Below are 16,820 nucleotides of genomic sequence, written 5' to 3' on the forward strand. Positions count from 1 at the left end.
AGCGGGGACCGGCAGGTTTCAGTCCGTTTAAAATTTGTACGGCAACGGTGTCCGGGAAAATCCGGGAGATCAAATCTCCCGGGTCTCCAGGAAACGGATTTCCGGGTGCCGTTCCTCGGTGAGTTGCAGGTTGACGCGTGTGGGCGCCAGGTAGGTCAGATGACCGGCGCCGTCGCGGGCCAGGTTGTCGTAGGCTTTGCGTTCAAAAGACGCCAGTTCGCGTTCGCTGTCCGCTTCCATCCAGCGGGCGGTGGTGACGTTGACCGGCTCGTAACGGCATTCCACCCCGTATTCGGCCTTCAGGCGAGCCGCCACCACGTCGAACTGCAGCGTTCCCACCGCGCCCAGCACCACGTCATTGTTCCGCAGCGGGAAGAACACCTGGGTGGCGCCCTCCTCCGCCAGTTGGGTGAGGCCCTTATGGAGCTGCTTGCTCTTCAGCGGATCATTCAGCACCACCCGCCGGAACAGCTCCGGCGCGAAGTGCGGAATACCGGTGAAGCGCAGGTCCTCGCCCTCGGTGAAGGTATCACCGATCTGGATGGTACCGTGGTTGTGCAGGCCGATGATGTCGCCAGCAAAGGCTTCTTCCACATTGTCCCGCTCCCCGGCCAGGAATGTCAGCGCATCGGAGATGCGCACTTCCTTGCCGGTACGGCACTGCTTGAGCTTGATACCCTTCTGATACTTGCCGGAACAGATGCGCATGAAGGCGATCCGATCACGGTGGCGCGGATCCATATTGGCCTGGATCTTGAAAACGAAGCCGGTCATCTTCGGTTCTTCCGCTTCCACCTTGCGCTCCACCGCTTCCCGGGGTTGCGGTGCCGGCGCCCATTTCACCAGGCCGTCGAGCATATGGTCGACGCCGAAATTACCCAGGGCGGTACCGAAGAACACCGGGGTCAGCCGGCCATCCAGGAACCGCTGCAGATCGAAATCGTGGCTGGCGCCGCGCACCAGTTCCAGCATGTCACGCAGTTCCTGGGCGTAGTCCGCCCCCACCGCCTGATCCAGTTCCGGATTATTCAGGCCCTCGATCTCGCGCACGTCCTGGATGGTATGGCCCTGGCCGGTCTTATACAGAACGGTGGCATCGCGCAGCAGGTTGTAGACGCCCTTGAAGCTCTTGCCCATGCCGATCGGCCAGGTCACCGGGGCGCACTCGATATTGAGAACGTCCTCGATCTCATCCAGCACCTCGATGGGATCACGCACGTCGCGGTCCAGCTTGTTGATGAAAGTGAGGATCGGCGTGTCGCGCAGCCGGCACACCTCCATCAGCTTGACGGTCCGCTCCTCCACGCCCTTGGCGGCGTCGATCACCATCAAGGCGGAATCCACCGCGGTCAGGGTACGATAGGTATCCTCGGAGAAATCGGCGTGCCCCGGCGTGTCGAGCAGATTGACCATGGCGTCTTGATAAGGGAACTGCATCACCGAGGTGGTCACGGAAATGCCCCGCTCCTTCTCCATCTCCATCCAGTCGGAGGTGGCATGGCGGCCGGATTTCTTCCCCTTCACCGTGCCCGCCAGCTGGATCTGATTTCCGTACAGCAGCAGCTTCTCGGTAATGGTGGTCTTACCGGCATCCGGGTGCGAGATGATGGCGAAAGTGCGCCGTTTGTGGATTTCGTCGATGGGCTTCATAGCGATCTCGGTCTGCGTCGGCGCGCATTGTAGCGCTGACGGACCGCTTCGTGTAGGAAGCCGCGTTACCGCGGGCGAGAATCAAGCCAGGCGGCCGCGCAAACGGCTCACCGCCTGGCTGTGCAATTGACAAACCCGGGATTCGGTGACGCCCAGCACGGCGCCGATTTCCTTGAGGTTGAGGTCTTCCTGGTAATACAGCCCGATGAGCAGTTTTTCCCGGTCCGGCAATGCCTCGATGGCGGCGATCAGGCGGTCGCGCTGCTGCCCGTCCACCAGGGCGCTGAACGGGTCCGGCGGGCCATTGCCGCCGGCATCCGGTTCGCCCTGTTCGGCGACGATGTCCTCGAACGGCAGCAGCAGGCCGCTATTGGTGTCGCTGAGCAACTGCCGGTACTCCTCCAGGCTCATGCCCATCTCGGCGGCCACTTCCCGTTCCTGGGGGGCACGGCCGAGTCGTTGCTCGAGCCGGTGCACGCACCGGTCCAGTTCGCGCGCATGGCGGCGCACGCTGCGCGGCAACCAGTCACGTGAACGCAATTCATCGATCATGGCACCGCGAATGCGCTGGCTGGCAAAGGTGGAGAAACTGGCGCCGGCGTTGGGATCATAGCGGCGCAGAGCATCCAGCAGGCCGACGGTACCGGCCTGGATCAGATCGTCCAGTTCAATGCTGGCAGGCAGCTTGACCTGCAACGCCAGCGCCTGGCGCCGCACCGCTGGCAAGTGTTCCTCCAGCAGCGCCTGTTGGTCGATTTTCCCTTGAGCGGTGTACATGCCCTGTCCTCAACAGCGCCCCATCGGCGTCCGCACTGATCACCCCGAATCGCGGGAGTCCATCCATTATTCGCTTCCATGGCGATGGCCATGCCCGGAAAAGACGGCATTGTTGGGGGTTATTCCGGCGACTGGCGGAGACACGGCACTGGGCACCAGGTCCGCAACCAATCGTCACTATCAGTAATTCAGTAATTGACCAGAACCTGAATGTCGGTGACCGTCACCGCGCGGCGTTCGCCGTCGGGCAGTTGGAAACGGAACGACAGCGGCGCCCACGCCGGTCCCTGCAACGCTTCGCTGATGCCCCGGTTGCCGGACAGCGGCAGACAGCGTTCGCCCCGACATAACCAGGCGCGCAACGAACGCCCCGGCGGCGTGCTGTAGCGCCAGCGTACTTTCTGGATGTAGTTGCCCCGCGCAGCGGCGTCACCGGGCGGCAGCAACGCCTCGCTATGGTAGATCCGTCCCGGTACCGCCACCCGCACCGAAGGCGCTTCGGCACTCCAACTGCCCGGCGCCGCCGGCGCCAGCCAGGGCCACAGCAGGCTCATCCACAACAGCCCGCGCAGCACTGTCATGGCGCCAGCACCACCAGATCGGTGTCGAGAAAACGCCGGGCCGCCTGCTGCAGATTGTCCAGCAGACCACGCCGTTGCAGCCGGGGCGGGTGCAGCGCCAGCAGGCGTCGCGGTCCTTGCTGACGCCGCACCGATTCCAGACAGCTCAGGGCCCGGCGCAAACCGGCGCCGTCCGGCTCCACCCACAGCGCCCAACGGGGTTCGCGCCGGGCACTGACCGGTACCGGCAGAGCCGGAGACAGCGGCACGATGCGCCAGTCCCGCGCCACGCCAACCCAACGCCAGCCGCAGTCGGCCCAGTGTTCCAGCACCGCCCGGGCCCGCCGTCCGGCCTGGGCCGGTAGCGGATCGCCCACCACCACCAGGGTCGGCGCGACACTTTGGCCGCGCGTGGCGGCCCAGGCCCGCAGTCCGGCGGCTTGATCCACACCGGGCACGGCGGTCATGACGCCCTCATCAGACGCAGAGCGTCGTGGGTACGGATCACATGCAGCAGCGCCGTCAGCAACCGTTCCGGGGTGCGCCGGCGGCGTGGCCCGAGCAGGCCCAGGACCCGGCCGCGAGTGGCCACCGCCCAGTCGCTCTGCTCCTCGTCGAGACGGCAGGCCAGGGCCGCCAGTCCGGCGGCGGCGGAACGATAAGACGCGTAGCGGGAAGAGGAAGGTGAAGAATCGCCCGGTGACAAGGCGGCGCCCGCCGGCAGCTCCCGCATGGCCCGCTGGCTGAGCCCGGCCACCGCCTGCCCCCGCCACAACGCCAGCAAATGCGGTCGCGCCCGCGACAGGTCCCAATCAATGGGCAGAAAGGCATAACGCCAGCCACGCACCCGATCCGTGTCAGGATCCCGCGCTTGCAGGAACCAGGCACGCACCAGGCCGCTGTAACGACGGCCGGAAGCCGCCGCCACCGGCAAGGCGCGCAGACTGACCCGCAGCGTGCGCCCCTTCTGCCGCAACAATGCCTCCCCCAGTTCCGGTGCCTGTTCGCGCAGCGCCCACAATGGCTGGATGTCTCCCCGATAACGCACCCGCGCCTGTGCCTGTACCCTCGCCATCCAGTCTATCGCCTGACGATCCAGCCACCGCCAGACGGTGGCTTGCGGCACACCGGAGAGCACCGGCATCAGTGACGGGTAATGGCGGCGGCACCATTGCAAACAGCGAATGCGGGAAGCCTCCTCCGGCGGCCACAGCGGCCAGGCCTCGCCCTCCTTGCCCAGCACCAGGGCAGCCTCATCCCGCGCCGCCGGCCAGAACAGCCAGCCGGTCTCGTCGCCCCGCGGCAGCGGCGGCTGCCTCTGCCATTGCCCCGCCAGTGCCTGTTCCAGCCAGGAGAAGCCGGGCACGTCGCGACGCAGGTCGGCGAGGGTATTCACCAGGGTGCCGGTCTGGGCCAGTGGATTGAACGGCAGCGCGCCGCCGGTCCGGCAATCGCCCTGATTCAAGGCTTGCCGGACCAGTTCGACACCGTCCAGAGGAGCCAGATCTTCCGGCACCCGTTGGCCATCACATTGGAACCAGGGCCGCAGTCCCTGACCGATCACCACGTCCAGCAACGGCGCCAGACGGGCTGCTTCATCACTCTTGGTGATGATCACATCGTCCAGCGTCATCCCGGCTTGCCGCGCGGCACGGCGATAGTGAGTGCTGACCTCGTCCAGGGTCTCCGCCTGACTGGCCGCGTTCAGCAACAGCACCGCGTGGGTGCTGCGCGCGCCGCCCACCAGAGGCGCGAACCCTTCCGCCAGACGTTCATCGCGCTGTCCCAGCCCCACCGTGTCGATGATCACCAGACGCTTGTCGTTCAAGACTCCCGCCAACGAGGCCAGCGTGCGCCCCGGTGACAGCAGATGCAGATCCACGCCGAGCAGTTCCGCGTAGACACGCAATTGGTCCCGGGCCGCCACCCGGTAGCCATCGGCGCTGACCAGAGCCACCTGATCCGCCCCCCAGCGCATGGCGTAGTGCGACGCCAGCTTGCCGGCGGTGGTGGTTTTGCCCACGCCGGTGGGGCCCACCAACGCCAGGACGCCGCCTTCGGCCAATTTGTCCCAGGGCCGCGCCTGGGCATTGAGGCGGCGCGCCAGTTGTTGTTCCACCCAGGCGCGGGCGGCATCGCCCTCACCCGCTTCTTCCGGCAGCCCCGCCAGCACATCGGTGATCAGGGCGGCACTGAAACCAGCGCCGCGAAGCGTCGCCGCCAACGGCGAATCGGCGGCGCCCTCGCCACGCTCCCGGCGCCGCAACAGCGCCCGCAGTGTTTCCACTTCCTTCAGCAACAACCGGCTGACATCAGCGTCGCCTTCCGCCATCGGCAGGGCCTCGCCGGAAGGCGGAGACGCGGGGGTGTCTTCCCCCTCGCGCAGCGCGACCAGCTCCACGCCACCGGGCACCTGGCGGTTGGCCACGATCAGGGCATCGTCACCCAGGGCCTCACGGACCCGGCGCATGGCCTCGCGCTGCGTGGGCGCGACAAAACGATGGACACTCATGACCCTCTTCCTTCATCGGCATTCATGGCTGCATTCCGATCAGTTCAGTGACGCGCAAGGTACGGTCATCGGGGATTTCCGCCTGGGACAGCACCACCAGGTGACGCAGGCGGCGGCGCAGGAAACGGGCCAGCAAGCCACGCAGGGCCGGCACCACCACCAGCACCGGCGGCAAGCCGGCATTCTCCTGTCGCTCCAGAGCGGCGCCAGCCTGATTCATCAGCGTATCCGCCAGTCCCGGCTCCAGCGCGCCACCGCCGTTGAGCGCTTGTTCGAGCACCTGTTCGAGGCCGGCGTCGAGACCGATCACCGCCAGCTCACCGGTGGCGGAGAACCAGCGGTCGGTGATGGCCCGGCCCAGGGCCACGCGTACCCGGGCGGTCAGTTCTTCCGCGTCGGTCTGGGCATTGCCCGGCTCGGCCAGGGCATCGAGGATGGTGCTCAGATCACGGATCGGCACATCCTCGTCCAGCAGGTTTTGCAGAATGCGTTGCAGCGTGGTGAGCGACACGGCCTTGGGCACCACCTCTTCCACCAACGTCTTCTGTTCTTCGCCCAGTTTGTCCAGCAACTGCTGAACTTCCTTGCGCCCCAGCATTTCCGCGCCGTAACGGTGCAACAGATGATTGAAGTGAGTGGCCACCACGGTGCCGGCATCCACCACCGTGTAACCGTACACCTGGGCCCGTTCCCGCTGGGATTCGTCGATCCATACCGCCGGCAGGCCGAAGGCGGGGTCGTGGGTGGCACGTCCTTCCAGAGTGCCGGATACCTGACCGGGATCGATGGCCAGCCACTGGCCCGGGAAAGCCTGGCCGCGTCCCACTTCCGCCCCCTTGAGGGTGATCACATAACTGTTGGCATCCAACTCCAGGTTGTCGCGGATGTGCACCACCGGCGGCAAAAAGCCCACCTCCTGAGCGAACTTCTTGCGCACGCTCTTGATGCGGCCGAGCAACTCACCGTGTTGCCGATGATCCACCAGCGGGATCAGACGGTGCCCCACTTCCAGACCAAGGGTATCGATCAGCCGCACATCGTCCCAGGTAGCCTCCGGCGCTTCCGGCTCCGGCGCCGCCGCGGCCTCGATGTGTTGTTCCGCCAGGTTGCGGTCGCGCCGCCGGATCAGATACCAGGCAAGCCCCCCCAGCGCGAGGGTGAATAACAGGAACACCAGATTCGGCATCCCCGGCACCAGCCCCAGCAGCCCCATCACGCCGGCGGCCAGGAACATTACCTTGGGATTGACCAGCAACTGGTCGATGATCTGCTCGCCGATATCCTGATCGGTGTTAACCCGCGACACGGTGACACCGGCGGCGGTGGAGATCACCAGCGCCGGAATCTGTGCCACCAGGCCGTCACCGATGGTCAGCAGCGCATAGGTGCGGCCCGCTTCGGCGAAGCTCATGTCGTGCTGCAGCATGCCGATCAACAAACCGCCGAGCACGTTCACCGCCATGATCACCAGCCCGGCCACGGCGTCGCCGCGAACGAACTTGCTGGCACCGTCCATGGAACCGTAAAAATCCGCTTCCTTGGCCACATCGGCACGGCGGCGGCGGGCTTCCTCCTCACCGATCAGACCGGCGTTGAGGTCGGCATCGATGGCCATTTGTTTGCCAGGCATGGCGTCGAGGGTGAAGCGCGCGCCCACCTCGGCGATGCGCCCGGCGCCTTTGGTGATCACCACGAAGTTGATCACCACCAGGATCAGAAACACCACCAGGCCAACGGCGAAGTTGCCGCCCACCAGAAACTGACCGAACGCCTCGATCACCTTACCGGCGGCGTCGCCACCCTCGTGTCCATCCATCAACACCACCCGGGTGGAAGCCACATTCAGCGACAACCGCATCAGGGTGGTGAACAGCAGCACCGATGGAAAGGCGGAGAAGTCCAGGGAGTTGAGGGTGAACATGCTGACCAGCAGCACCATCACCGCCAGGGCGATATTGAAGGTAAAGAACAGATCCAGCGCGAACGGCGGCAGCGGCAGGATCAGCATGGACATGACCAGCAGGATCAATACCGGACCGGCCATGATCTTCATCGGCACGTTCTTCACCGATAAACGGCCTCCCGTTCCCAGCAGCGATCCGATCATGACACGCTCCCTTGATCGGCGGCGGGCACCGCCAGCTCATCCGGCACCGGCAAATCCCGTGGTGGCTCCGGAGACGCTTCACCACTGCCGCGGGCACTCTTGAGACGGAACGCCCAGACCAACACCTCCGCCACGGCGGTGTACAAAGCGGCGGGGATTTCCTGGTCCAGATCCACGTGACGATACAGGGCACGCGCCAACGGCGGCGCTTCCAGCAACGGCACCCGGTGTTCCTCGCCCAAAGCGCGAATGCGCGCCGCTACCTGATCCGCCCCCTTGGCCACCACCCGCGGCGCGGACATGAGGCCTTCCTGGTAACGCAGGGCCACGGCGAAATGGCTGGGGTTGGTGACGATCACATCCGCCTCGGGCACCTTGCTCATCATGCGCTGGCGCGCCACGCTCTGCTGCTGCGAACGGATACGCGCCTTGAGTTGCGGATCCCCCTCGCTTTCCTTGTGTTCGCGTTTGATCTCTTCCTTGCTCATACGCAGCTTCTTGGCGTGACTCCAGAGCTGGTAAGGCACATCGATCAGCACGGCCACCAGCAGCGTCAGCACCATCAAACCACTGGCGGAAGCGGCCAGCGTCAGCGCATTGGTCATCGCCAGACGTAACGGCTGCTCCATCAACGCCATGAATTCTCCTTTGTGGCGCAACAGGAAAAACACCGCCACGCCCCCCACCAATATCGATTTGGCCAACGCCTTGGCCAGCTCCGCCAGCGCCTGGCTGGAAAACATGCGTTTCAGGCCCGCTATCGGATTGAGTTTGGAGAACTTCGGTTGCAGCGCCTTGGCGCTCATGGACCAGCCGCCGGTGAGCATCGGCGCCACCAATGCCACCACCAGCAGTGTCAGGAACAACGGCACCAGCGCCACCAGGGTTCGCACCCCGAGATCCGCCGCGTGGCCGAGCATCGGGCCGGTGTCCAGCGCCTGGCGCCGCTCGAACAGGAACGACTGCTCCATCACCAGACCGAGCTGGCCGAACAACGGGCCGGACATGACCCACAGACCACCGACCCCGGCGAACAGTAACAAAAAGGTGGCCAGCTCCCGCGAACGCGGCACCTGGCCTTCTTCCCGCGCCTGTTCCAATCGTCGGGGAGTGGCCGGTTCGGTCTTTTCCTGGTCCTGGGTATCGTCCGCCATGGCACCGTCAAGGAGGGCTGGGTATTCGGCCCATCATTGTCGGCAAAGCGGCGACACGGCTAACGGTGGATTAGAGGCAGGGAATGGGTGTTATTCGAAAGAATCGCAAGCAAGCGCGCTTCCCACGGAGAGCGCTACGGAGCCGCTGCGGGAGCTTGTCTGCAAGCTCCCGCAGAGAGCAAGGCCAGAAAGCAGATTCCTCAGAACCCCAGCTCATCCAACAGGGAATCCACCTGATCCTGGCTGCTGACCACGTCTTCCTTGGCGGCGTCGATCTGCGGCCCGTTGATCAGCGAATCGTCACGGCGGCGTTGCATTTCATCACGCTCCCGGCCTTCCGGAACGTTATCCAGCAGCACTTGCAGCAACTGCCGCTCCACCTCCTGGATCACTTCCATCATCTTCTTGATCACCTGGCCGGTGAGATCCTGGAAGTCCTGAGCCATCATGATTTCCAACAGCTCCTTGTTGGTGGCCTGAGCCAGATCCGGCACTTCGCCGAAAAACGCCCGCGTGTCATTGACCAGATCACGGGCCTGGTCCAGTTCCTTCGGTTCCTGGAACCAGGCTTGCCAGCGCTGATCCAGATCACCGGCGCGGGCGGCCATTTGATTCTGCAGTGGCTGCGCGCGATCAATGGCGTTCAGCGCCCGGTCGGCCGCCTGCTCGGTCATGGTGGCCACGTAGTTCAAGCGGGCCCGGGCATCGGGAATCGCCTCCGCCGCCTTGACCACCTCCTTATCCAGACCCAGCTCGCGCATGCTGTCGCGCAACATGCGGGTAAGCTGGCCAATACGCTGGACCAGATCGTCGGATCCGGCCGCCCCTTCGCTGATATGCCCGGCCTCGTTGCTCATGTTGCTTTCTCCTGCCTCGGGAAGCCTGGCGTCCCGCCGGCCCTGGCCGGCGGCGCGCCATCACCCTTCCCGGATGCTGCCTGTAACGGGTTATGCGCCAAGTTTCTCGAAGATCTTGTTGAGCTTTTCTTCCAGGGTGACGGCGGTAAAGGGTTTGACGATGTAACCGTTGGCTCCGGCCTGGGCCGCGGCGATGATGTTTTCCTTCTTCGCCTCCGCGGTCACCATCAACACCGGCAAGTGGTTCAGATCACTATCGGCGCGAATCTGCTTGAGCATTTCCAGACCGTCCAGGTTGGGCATGTTCCAATCCGATACCACGAATTGAAAGCCGCCCCCGCGCAACTTGGTCAGGGCTTCCTGACCGTCCTCCGCTTCATCCACATTGCCGAATCCCAACTCCTTGAGCAGGCTGCGGATGATGCGGCGCATGGTGGGAAAATCATCCACCACCAGAATACTCATGTTCTTGTCCACGATTGTGCTCTCCGCTACTTGATTCCGGTCAGAACTCTTCCCAGTCATCCTCGGTGGTCACCGCTTCGCGGCGCGGCACCACCTTTTTCATTTTCTCTTCCGCCGTTGCCGGATTTTCCGGCTTGGCGGCATTGTCGTCATCATCCCCTTCGATCTCCCCGGAGATTTCCGGGTCATCTTCCGGCTCCGGCTTGCGCCAGAGAGACAACGAGTCAAGCTGTTCCGGTCGCAGGCGGAAGATGGCCACTGCTTTTTCCAAACGCCGGGCCTGCTCTTCCAGCGATGCGGCGGCGGCGGTGGCTTCCTGCACCAGCGACGCGTTTTGCTGGGTCACTTCGTCCATTTGCGTTACCGCCTGGCTGACCTGCTCGATGCCCCCGCTTTGTTCCTGGGAGGCGGAAGAGATCTCATCCATGATGTCGGTGACCCGTTTCACCGCGGCCACCACTTCCCGCATGGTCTCACCGGCTTCCTCCACCAGACGCGAGCCTTCGTCCACTTGGGACACGGAGCTCTCGATCAACTCCTTGATCTGCCGGGCGGCATCGGCGCTGTTGCCCGCCAGGTTACGTACTTCGCCGGCCACCACCGCGAAACCACGCCCTTGTTCGCCGGCGCGAGCCGCCTCCACCGAGGCGTTCAACGCGAGAATGTTGGTCTGGAAGGCAATGGAGTCGATCATGCTGGTGATTTCGGCCACCTTACGGGAGCTGTCGGAGATACCGCGCATGGTACCGATCACCCGCTCCATCACGGCGCCACCACGACCGGCGGTGCCGGAGGCGTCGTTGGCCAGGCCGCTGGCCTGCCGGGCGTTATCGGCGTTCTGCTTCACCGTGGCGGTGAGCTGTTCCATGCTGGTGGCGGTCTCCTCCAGGGAAGCGGCCTGCTGTTCGGTGCGGGAAGACAGATCCGCGTTGCCGCTGGCGATTTCGGAAGCGCCGACATAGATGGCGTTGCCACTTTCACGCACCTCGGTGACGATCTTGCCGAGACTGTGCTGCATCTCCGCCATGGCGGTGAACAGCTTGCCGATTTCGTTGTTGCCCGGCACTTTGATGTCCTCGGACAGATCAGCGCGGGCGATGCGCTGCAGATTCTCCACCGCCCAGCTCAGCGGCTTCACCACCACACCACGCAACATCAGATACACCAGCACCATGATGATACCGGTGAGCACCAGCATGCCGATGCCGATGTAAGAGAATAAGGTGGTCTGCTGGTGGTAATGGCCCATGACCTCCTGGCCGCGTTCGTCCGCATAGCGGGTGAAATCGGTGAGACTGTCATTGAGACTGTCGTTGGGAGTCAGCAACTCCTGGCGCAAATTACGGTAGGTGCGCAAATCGGCCTTTTGCAGATAGTCGTATTGCAGTTTCACCAACCGCAGCACCTCCTGGAAAGCACTGCCCAGTTCGTCGGCGCGAGCCGCCCCCATCTCCGTTTTCGGGCTATCGAGAAAATTCTGAAACCGTTGCTCGGCGCGCTCCAGGAAACCACTGGCTCGCTGAATCTGGTTGTCCGCCACCAGCCGCATGCCGTTATCCAGATAGTCCGCGGCCAGATCCATTTCAATACGGGCCTGGTTCAACAAGGTCGTGGCCCGGGCCACCTGGTTCAGTTGCTGCACGTTGACCTGATTGAGGGTGGAAATCGAGGAATCCACCATCTGGTTGGTCAGGATGCGAATGGCGGCGAGACCGCTGATCAAAAGCGCACAGCAAATCAGAGCCCCGGCCACTGCCGTATTGATGTTGATATTTCGCACGAATTTCATCATAGCCGGCCTTTCCTTTTTTCAAGGTTGTTCTGTCTATACCCGCTGAGCCCGCCCGGAAGCGGCCGCCAGTGCCATCAGACGCGGCGCCACCTGGTCCAATGGCAACACCTCGGTCGCCGCGCCCAGAGCGATGGCCTCACGGGGCATCCCGAACACCAGGGAGGTGTCCTGATCCTGGGCCAGGGTGTGGGCACCGGCTTCACGCATGGCAAGCAGTCCCCCGGCACCGTCCTTGCCCATACCGGTGAGCAAGACGCCAATGGCGTTGCGGCCGGCGTGCTGCGCCGCGGAACGGAACAGCACATCCACGGAGGGCCGGTGACGGTTCACCGGCGGCCCCTGATCAAGGTGAATCACATAGTTCGCCCCGCTACGGGCCAACAGCATGTGCGCGTCCCCCGGCGCGATGTACACGTGACCGGGCAGCACCCGCTCTCCGTGTTCACCCTCCTTCACCGTCACCGCGCAGAGCCGGTTGAGCCGTTCGGCGAACGACCGGGTGAACCCACCAGGCATATGTTGCGCGATCAGAATCGCCGGACTGTTCGGCGGCAGCGGTGACAACACTTCCCGAATCGCTTCGGTTCCGCCGGTGGAAGCGCCCAGAATCACCAGTTTCTCGCTGGAGATAATCGGTGCCTTCAACTTCGGCGGCGATACCCCGGCCTCATTGGCCCGGCGCGGCCGGGAGCGGGCCGTGGCGCGAATTTTTTCCGCGATCAGTTCGCCGTAATCGAGCATGCCGGAGCGAATCCCCAACGATGGCTTCTCGATAAAATCCACCGCGCCCAGTTCCAGCGCCCGCAAAGTCACTTCCGATCCAGCCTGGGTCAGTGAAGACACCATCAGCACCGGCATCGGCCGCAGACGCATCAGACGCTCCAGAAAGTCGAGTCCGTCCATGCGCGGCATTTCCACATCCAGCGTCAATACATCCGGGTTATGCCGTTTGATCAGGTCTCTTGCCACAATGGGATCCGGCGCTACCGCCACCACTTCCATATCGGGATGGTGGTTGATGATTTCGCGCATCAAGTCACGAATCAGCGCGGAATCGTCGACGCACAGCACCCGAATTTTTTCCATAACCCAAACCCGCCCCTGTTACGGTGAAAACAATGCAATGGCGTTGGTTCAACAGTCCTACTGGTTAGCTTATCGGCCGTGACGCGCCAAGCTTGAGGCCGGATTGGCGAAGCAGCGCCACCGTCACGGTCATGCCAGCGAGTACACCGTCTGACCGCGGGAGCGAAAGCGATCGCTCAGATAGGAGACATTTTCCGAGTGGCCGGCGAACAACAGCCCGTCGGGCTTGAGCCGGTCGGCCAGCCGTCCCAATACCCGGGTCTGGGTATCACGATCGAAATAGATCATCACGTTGCGGCAGAAGATGGCATCGAACCGGTGCTCGGAGGGCCAGTCCCGGGCGACCAGGTTCATCACCTGAAAACGCACTTTCGCCACCAGGGCGGGTTTTACCCGGGCATAGCCGGTCCGTGCACCACTGCCCTTCTGAAAAAAACGCCGCCGGCGCTGGTCATCCAGGCGCGCCACCTGTTCCAGGGGATAGACGGCGCGCCTGGCCCGATCCAGGGCCTCGGTGTCGATATCGGTGGCCAGCACCTCCACGTTGGCGTGCTCCCCCAGGGTTTCCAGCAACGTCATGACGATGGAATAAGGCTCTTCGCCGGTGGACGCCGCGGCACTCCATACCCGGACCGGATCACGACGGCCTCGGACATGGTCGGCCAGAATCGGAAAGTGGTGCGATTCACGAAAAAAAGAGGTCAGGTTGGTGGTGAGCGCGTTGACGAACGCCTGCCATTCACCCCCCTCCCCACTGGCTTTCAGGCCGGCCAGATAATCGGCGAAACGGGTCAGGCCCCGGGCACGCACCAAGCGACCGACACGGCTGTAAACCATGTCCTTCTTGTGTTCCGCCAACACAATGCCGGCGCGCTGGTAAATCAGCGTACGAATGGCCTGAAAGTCACTGGCGGAAAAATGCAGATCGCGCTCTGAAAACAGGGACGAAGCGGCCATCTCTTGGGTCGGATTCAAATCAGCTCCCCGCATCCATCACCAGCGGGGGCCCGGCGCGAAGGGCACGGCCCGCTTCTTCCCGGTCGGCGCCGCGCAAACGAAACACCGCCACGGAATGCTCGAGTGTCTCGACCTCGGCCCGCAGCGCGCCGGCGGCATCGGCGGAACCCTGAATACGGCGCGTGTTGTGCCGCATGGTCTCGTCCATCCGTGTCACCGCCTGGTTGATCTGGGCGATGCCGGAGCTCTGTTCCTCGGACGCACAGGTGATCTCTCCCATGATGTCGTTGACCCGGGTCACCGACGCCACCACTTCCCGGATAGTGCTCTCCGCCCGGTGTACCAGATCGGCGCCGCCCTGGATCTCACGGCCCGAGTTGGCGATCAGATCGCGAATCTCTTTCGCCGCGGCGGCGGATCGTCCCGCCAGGTTGCGCACTTCACTGGCCACCACCGCGAAGCCACGCCCTTGTTCGCCGGCGCGTGCCGCCTCCACCGAGGCATTGAGCGCCAGGATATTGGTCTGAAAGGCAATGGCGTCGATACTGTCGATGATCACCGTCATCTTGTTGGAACTGGCCGTGATGCGCTCCATGGTACTGACTACCTCGCCCATCACCTCACCGCTGCGCGCCACCTGGCCAGCCGCCTGCGATGCCAGACCGCTGGCTTGCCGGGCGTTGTCCGCGTTTTGCCGTACCGCGCTGGTGACCTGTTCCATACTGGACGCGGTTTGCTGCAGAGAAGCGGCCTGCTGCTCGGTATGGGAGGACAAATCCCGATTGGCTTCGGCGATACCGCGGGCAGCCGGTGTCACCGCCGCGATGCCTTCATTGACATGGCCGACGATACTGCCAAGGCAGCGCTGCATCACCGTCAGAGCCAGCACCAGCCGCCCCGCTTCGCCCACGGTGCGATTCGGCGGCTGCGCCGCCAGATTGCCGGCGGCGATTTGAAAGGTGAACATCACCGCCTCATGCAGCGGCTTCAACAAGGCGCCGGCGGTCATCACGCCAAGCAACACCAGCATCGGCACACCGGCGGCCAACAGTAAACCATGCGCGAGAATCAATCTGCCGCGAACCGGATCGTCCGACTGCAAATGGCTCACGCCGTGGAGCCCCACCGCGCTGCTGATCGCCAACAACACCACGGCCAGTAGCGCCAATCCTCCCAGCCGCAAGGCGCCGCCGCGCCGGCCCAGCCGCCGCCACCAGCCGAGCGGTCCCCGTCGCTGCACCTCACCTCGTTCCAGCGAGAGATGCTGCCCCTTGCCCTGACGTATGGCGGCATAATCCTGTTCCGCCCGGGACACGCTGTCGGCGTCCGGCTTCAGGCGCACCGACACATACCCCTTGATTTCACCGTCTTCCATGATCGGCGTGACATGCGCCTTGACCCAATAGTGGTCGCCGTTCTTGCGGCGATTCTTGATCACCCCGACCCAGGTGCCACCCTGCTTGAGCGTATGCCAGAGGTTTTCAAACGCCAGTGGCGGCATATCCGGGTGGCGAACCAGATTGTGAGGCGCGCCCAGCAACTCTTCCCGGCTGAAACCACTGACCTCGATAAAGGCGGGATTGGCATAGGTGATCTTGCCACGCAGATCCGTGCGGGAAATCAGAAAGTGATCATCGCGCAGAGGGTATTCCCGTTGAGTGACGGGCTGGTTATCACGCATGCACCACCTCGGCCTCGACAGCGACGGCAACGCCATCATCGGCGGAGTCGTCTCTCGCCTGGGCCAGCTTAAACAGCGCCACCGCTTGCCGCAGCCGCGCGGCTTCTCCTTCCAGCTCACTGGCCGCCGAGGCCGCCTCCTCCACCAAAGCCGCGTTGCGTTGGGTAACCTGATCCATTTGGGTGATGGCCTGATTCACCTGGCCGATGCCCTTGCTCTGCTCCTGCGAGGCGGAAGCAATCTCATCCATGATGTCGGTTACCCGCCGCACCGCTTCGACGATGTCGGTCATAGTGCTGCCCGCCTGATCCACCAGCCGGGTACCGGCTTCGATGCGCTCCACCGACGTTTCGATCAATGCACGGATCTTTTTCGAAGCCTCGCCACTGCGCCCGGCCAGAGCACGGACTTCTCCCGCCACCACCGCGAAACCACGGCCCTGCTCGCCGGCCCGAGCCGCTTCCACCGAAGCGTTCAACGCCAGAATGTTGGTCTGGAAGGCGATGGAATCGATCACCTCGATGATCTCGGTCACCTGGCGCGCACTGCCGCTGATCTCAGCCATGGTGCCCACCACCTCGCCCACCACCTCGCCGCCCCGCTGCGCGGTTTGTGAAGCGCTGGCGGCCAATTGGCTGGCCTGACGGGCATTGTCGGCGTTCTGCTCCACCGTCGAGGTGAGCTGCTCCATACTGGCGGCGGTCTGTTCCAGCGACGCCGCCTGATGTTCCGTGCGCGAGGACAAATCGTTGTTGCCCTGGGCGATTTCACCGGCGCCCTGATAGATCCCCTGGCTGCTGTCACGCACGGTGGCTACGGTCCGGGACAGGCTTTGCTGCATGTCCGATAAAGCCGCGTACAGCTGACCAATTTCGTTATTGCCACGCGCCTCGATCCGCTCCGACAAATCGCCTTTTGCCATCCGCTCGAAATGCCCCACTACCTTACGCAGTGGCCGGATAACATTCACGGTCACGCCCCACAGCACGATCACCACCAGCACCACGGATGCCGCGATCACCACGCCAATCCCCCAACGCATGGTGGCGGCGTAGGTATCAAAAGCGGCCAGCGCCTGACTGCCGGCGTCACCGGATTGCGCCGCCAGCCGAATCATTGCGTCATGGCTCTGATTTAGAATGTACACACTCTGCGCGCTCAGGATCAGGATCAACAAAGAGAACGCCGCCAGAACCAGCCCCCAACTTACTTTGACCGTCAT

Annotated in this window: 14 protein-coding genes; all 14 read right to left on the bottom strand. The window is 63.7% G+C overall.

The window, feature by feature from the left end; translation table 11 throughout:
* Positions 1-69 precede the first annotated feature (69 nt).
* Positions 70-1,650 (bottom strand): peptide chain release factor 3, encoded by a 1,581-nt coding sequence (gene prfC / locus RYH70_RS15005; RefSeq protein WP_026948670.1) that lies wholly within the window; start codon positions 1,648-1,650, stop codon positions 70-72.
* Positions 1,651-1,731: 81 nt separating this feature from the next.
* Positions 1,732-2,427, bottom strand: a complete 696-nt coding sequence (locus RYH70_RS15010; RefSeq protein WP_022995623.1) for an RNA polymerase sigma factor FliA — start codon at positions 2,425-2,427, stop codon at positions 1,732-1,734.
* Between the two features lie 188 nt (positions 2,428-2,615).
* The gene (locus tag RYH70_RS15015; RefSeq protein WP_317009348.1) at positions 2,616-3,008 is read right to left on the bottom strand and encodes a flagellar protein FlhE; all 393 of its coding nucleotides are present in this window, start codon (positions 3,006-3,008) and stop codon (positions 2,616-2,618) included.
* Positions 3,005-3,454, bottom strand: coding sequence for a hypothetical protein (locus RYH70_RS15020; protein WP_233925987.1), 450 nt, complete (start codon positions 3,452-3,454; stop codon positions 3,005-3,007). Before RYH70_RS15020 ends, RYH70_RS15015 begins: the two co-directional genes overlap by 4 nt.
* Positions 3,451-5,499 carry a hypothetical protein gene (locus RYH70_RS15025; RefSeq protein WP_317009349.1) on the bottom strand — a complete coding sequence of 683 codons (2,049 nt, stop codon included), beginning with the start codon at positions 5,497-5,499 and terminating at the stop codon, positions 3,451-3,453. The genes RYH70_RS15020 and RYH70_RS15025 overlap by 4 nt, the downstream gene beginning before the upstream one ends.
* A 22-nt stretch (positions 5,500-5,521) precedes the next feature.
* Positions 5,522-7,606 (bottom strand): flagellar biosynthesis protein FlhA, encoded by a 2,085-nt coding sequence (gene flhA, locus RYH70_RS15030; RefSeq protein ID WP_233917107.1) that lies wholly within the window; start codon positions 7,604-7,606, stop codon positions 5,522-5,524.
* On the bottom strand, positions 7,603-8,760 hold the full coding sequence (gene flhB, locus RYH70_RS15035) for a flagellar biosynthesis protein FlhB (protein ID WP_080531358.1): 1,158 nt from the start codon (positions 8,758-8,760) through the stop codon (positions 7,603-7,605). Before flhB ends, flhA begins: the two co-directional genes overlap by 4 nt.
* Before the next feature lie 200 nt (positions 8,761-8,960).
* The gene (cheZ, locus tag RYH70_RS15040) at positions 8,961-9,617 is read right to left on the bottom strand and encodes a protein phosphatase CheZ (RefSeq protein WP_022995629.1); all 657 of its coding nucleotides are present in this window, start codon (positions 9,615-9,617) and stop codon (positions 8,961-8,963) included.
* Between the two features lie 90 nt (positions 9,618-9,707).
* Positions 9,708-10,097 carry a chemotaxis response regulator CheY gene (gene cheY, locus RYH70_RS15045; RefSeq protein ID WP_026948665.1) on the bottom strand — a complete coding sequence of 130 codons (390 nt, stop codon included), beginning with the start codon at positions 10,095-10,097 and terminating at the stop codon, positions 9,708-9,710.
* A gap of 25 nt (positions 10,098-10,122) precedes the next feature.
* Positions 10,123-11,874 carry a methyl-accepting chemotaxis protein gene (locus tag RYH70_RS15050; protein WP_022995631.1) on the bottom strand — a complete coding sequence of 584 codons (1,752 nt, stop codon included), beginning with the start codon at positions 11,872-11,874 and terminating at the stop codon, positions 10,123-10,125.
* A 33-nt stretch (positions 11,875-11,907) separates the two neighbouring features.
* Positions 11,908-12,960 carry a protein-glutamate methylesterase/protein-glutamine glutaminase gene (locus tag RYH70_RS15055; protein ID WP_063139951.1) on the bottom strand — a complete coding sequence of 351 codons (1,053 nt, stop codon included), beginning with the start codon at positions 12,958-12,960 and terminating at the stop codon, positions 11,908-11,910.
* Positions 12,961-13,089: 129 nt separating this feature from the next.
* Entirely contained in the window at positions 13,090-13,917 is an 828-nt protein-coding gene (locus RYH70_RS15060) for a CheR family methyltransferase (protein ID WP_031228438.1), read from the bottom strand.
* A gap of 19 nt (positions 13,918-13,936) precedes the next feature.
* The gene (locus tag RYH70_RS15065; protein WP_317009350.1) at positions 13,937-15,598 is read right to left on the bottom strand and encodes a methyl-accepting chemotaxis protein; all 1,662 of its coding nucleotides are present in this window, start codon (positions 15,596-15,598) and stop codon (positions 13,937-13,939) included.
* Positions 15,591-16,820, bottom strand: coding sequence for a methyl-accepting chemotaxis protein (locus RYH70_RS15070; protein ID WP_317009351.1), 1,230 nt, complete (start codon positions 16,818-16,820; stop codon positions 15,591-15,593). The genes RYH70_RS15065 and RYH70_RS15070 overlap by 8 nt, the downstream gene beginning before the upstream one ends.

Source organism: Alloalcanivorax xenomutans, from assembly GCF_032810065.1.
Taxonomy (GTDB): domain Bacteria; phylum Pseudomonadota; class Gammaproteobacteria; order Pseudomonadales; family Alcanivoracaceae; genus Alloalcanivorax; species Alloalcanivorax xenomutans.

Excerpts from the sequence above, each read along its gene's own strand:
- flhB (WP_080531358.1), bottom strand. The coding sequence starts at position 8,760 with ATGGCGGACGATACCCAGGACCAGGAAAAGACCGAACCGGCCACTCCC.
- RYH70_RS15065 (WP_317009350.1), bottom strand. The coding sequence starts at position 15,598 with ATGCGTGATAACCAGCCCGTCACTCAACGGGAATACCCTCTGCGCGAT.
- RYH70_RS15020 (WP_233925987.1), bottom strand. The coding sequence starts at position 3,454 with ATGACCGCCGTGCCCGGTGTGGATCAAGCCGCCGGACTGCGGGCCTGG.
- RYH70_RS15055 (WP_063139951.1), bottom strand. The coding sequence starts at position 12,960 with ATGGAAAAAATTCGGGTGCTGTGCGTCGACGATTCCGCGCTGATTCGT.
- prfC (WP_026948670.1), bottom strand. The coding sequence starts at position 1,650 with ATGAAGCCCATCGACGAAATCCACAAACGGCGCACTTTCGCCATCATC.
- RYH70_RS15010 (WP_022995623.1), bottom strand. The coding sequence starts at position 2,427 with ATGTACACCGCTCAAGGGAAAATCGACCAACAGGCGCTGCTGGAGGAA.
- RYH70_RS15015 (WP_317009348.1), bottom strand. The coding sequence starts at position 3,008 with ATGACAGTGCTGCGCGGGCTGTTGTGGATGAGCCTGCTGTGGCCCTGG.
- RYH70_RS15025 (WP_317009349.1), bottom strand. The coding sequence starts at position 5,499 with ATGAGTGTCCATCGTTTTGTCGCGCCCACGCAGCGCGAGGCCATGCGC.
- cheZ (WP_022995629.1), bottom strand. The coding sequence starts at position 9,617 with ATGAGCAACGAGGCCGGGCATATCAGCGAAGGGGCGGCCGGATCCGAC.
- flhA (WP_233917107.1), bottom strand. The coding sequence starts at position 7,606 with ATGATCGGATCGCTGCTGGGAACGGGAGGCCGTTTATCGGTGAAGAAC.
- RYH70_RS15060 (WP_031228438.1), bottom strand. The coding sequence starts at position 13,917 with ATGGCCGCTTCGTCCCTGTTTTCAGAGCGCGATCTGCATTTTTCCGCC.
- RYH70_RS15070 (WP_317009351.1), bottom strand. The coding sequence starts at position 16,820 with ATGACGGTCAAAGTAAGTTGGGGGCTGGTTCTGGCGGCGTTCTCTTTG.
- RYH70_RS15050 (WP_022995631.1), bottom strand. The coding sequence starts at position 11,874 with ATGATGAAATTCGTGCGAAATATCAACATCAATACGGCAGTGGCCGGG.